The 1,666-nt window shown below is 59.2% G+C and carries 1 protein-coding gene and 1 pseudogene; one reads left to right on the top strand and one right to left on the bottom strand.

All coding sequences use genetic code 11. The annotated features are described in order from the left end of the window. Window positions 1–323, bottom strand: a pseudogene (locus EOA29_RS35610) (hypothetical protein); the annotation flags it as partial. Between the two features lie 500 nt (window positions 324–823). On the opposite strand from EOA29_RS35610, the gene choX reads away from it, so the two are divergent. Then, window positions 824–1,666, top strand: an 843-nt coding sequence (gene choX, locus EOA29_RS35605; protein WP_127222334.1) for a choline ABC transporter substrate-binding protein, incomplete at its 3' end; no start/stop codon positions are given.

Here is a 1,666-nt window from a genome sequence, read left to right as displayed (position 1 = left end):
TGCTTGCGCTGGTCCGAAAAGACGCCAACGAAGTTTTCCCAGCCGGTGTAGCTCTTCATGCTCTCGAATTCGGCGCCGAAGACGTTGGTCGCGTCCTCCAGGCCGATGATCAGGTCGGCGATGTTGCCTTCCATCACCTTCTGCTGCTTCAGCACGTCCTCGATACGGGCGTTCTCGATGTCGAAATTGGCGTCGCCGATCTTCTTGTCGGCCTGCGCGAGCGTGTCGAGCACGGTGCCGGACTGCTCGATCTTGGTGCGCATGTCCTCGACGACCTGCTTGGTCTTGGCAATTTCGGCATCGAAATTCTGCAATGTCGCCATTGGGGCCTCCCGCTTCGGCATCCGGTTTCGTCGCACGTGGCGGCGAATATATGTGGGGCCTCAAGCGATTGAAAGAAGGAAGACAGGGCGAGGCGTCAAAACAAAAGAATTGGTTAGGCCCTTGAAAGACAAGCCAAGCATGCTAACGGCATGAGTCATGCGCGTCGCCTTCAAACAGCTTTAGCTGATATGCCTTAAGCTATTGTTTTTGCGCGGCGAGATGCGACGAAGCGGCAGTGCCGCAAAATCTCTTGTGCCGGATCGCGGCAATCAACCGATCGCCAGCCCGCCGATCGCTGGAATATCAGGCAGTGCCGGCCGTCCATGAAAACTTCGTCTTGCCGCAAAGACCTCCGGCATGTCGCTGAATGGCCAGCGCACGCCGTTGATCGTGATGTGGCGCCGCTTGAAACCACATCAAAATGGTGTTTGGCTGACGAAACAAGGCGGACACAAGAACCGACTTTGCGTCGCCTCGAATTGCAATGGGAGAAAAGTTCATGCCGCGTATGAAATCTTTTGTCGCCGGCCTCGGCCTGGCGGCGCTTCTATCCACGACCGCTGCCTATGCCGGCGATCCGGCGAGCTGCAAGGCCGTGCGTCTGTCCGACGTCGGCTGGACCGACATCCAGGCGACCACGGGGCTGGCCTCGGTGCTGCTTACCGCGCTCGGCTACGAGCCGCAGGTGATCCAGCTTTCGGTGCCGGTGACCTATGCGTCGCTGAAGAACAAGGACCTCGACGTCTTCCTCGGCAACTGGATGCCGTCGATGACCAACGACATCAAGGACTACACCGCCGACGGCTCGGTCGAGACGGTGAGCACGAACCTGACCGGCGCCGGCTATGGCATCGTCGTGCCGACCTATGTCGCGGATGCCGGCGTCAAGACGCTGACCGATCTCGGCAAGTTCAAGGACAAGTTCAACGGCAAGATCTACGGCATCGAGGCCGGCAATGACGGCAATCGCATCATCCTCGACATGATCAAGAACCCGAAGGACAATCTCGAAGGTTTCGAGCTGGTCGAGTCGTCGGAAGCCGGCATGCTGACGCAGGCCGAACAGTCGATGAAGAACAATGAATGGATCGCCTTCCTCGGCTGGACGCCGCATCCGGTGATGGGCGCCATGAAGATCACCTATCTCGAGGGTATGGGCGACAGCGGCTTCGGCGCCGCCACCGTCTACACCAATGTGCGCAAGGGCTACACCACCGAGTGCCCGAACGCCGGCAAGTTCATCGCCAACCTGAAGTTCAACCTCGACATGGAAGGCGAGATGATGGACGCGATCCTCAAGGGCGGCGACGCCCAGACGGTCGCCACCGACTGGCTGAAGAAG

This window comes from Mesorhizobium sp. M1E.F.Ca.ET.063.01.1.1 (assembly GCF_003998155.1).
GTDB lineage: Bacteria > Pseudomonadota > Alphaproteobacteria > Rhizobiales > Rhizobiaceae > Mesorhizobium.
The sequence above is the reverse complement of the archived record's forward strand: the minus strand, read 5'-3'. Positions and strand labels throughout refer to the sequence as shown.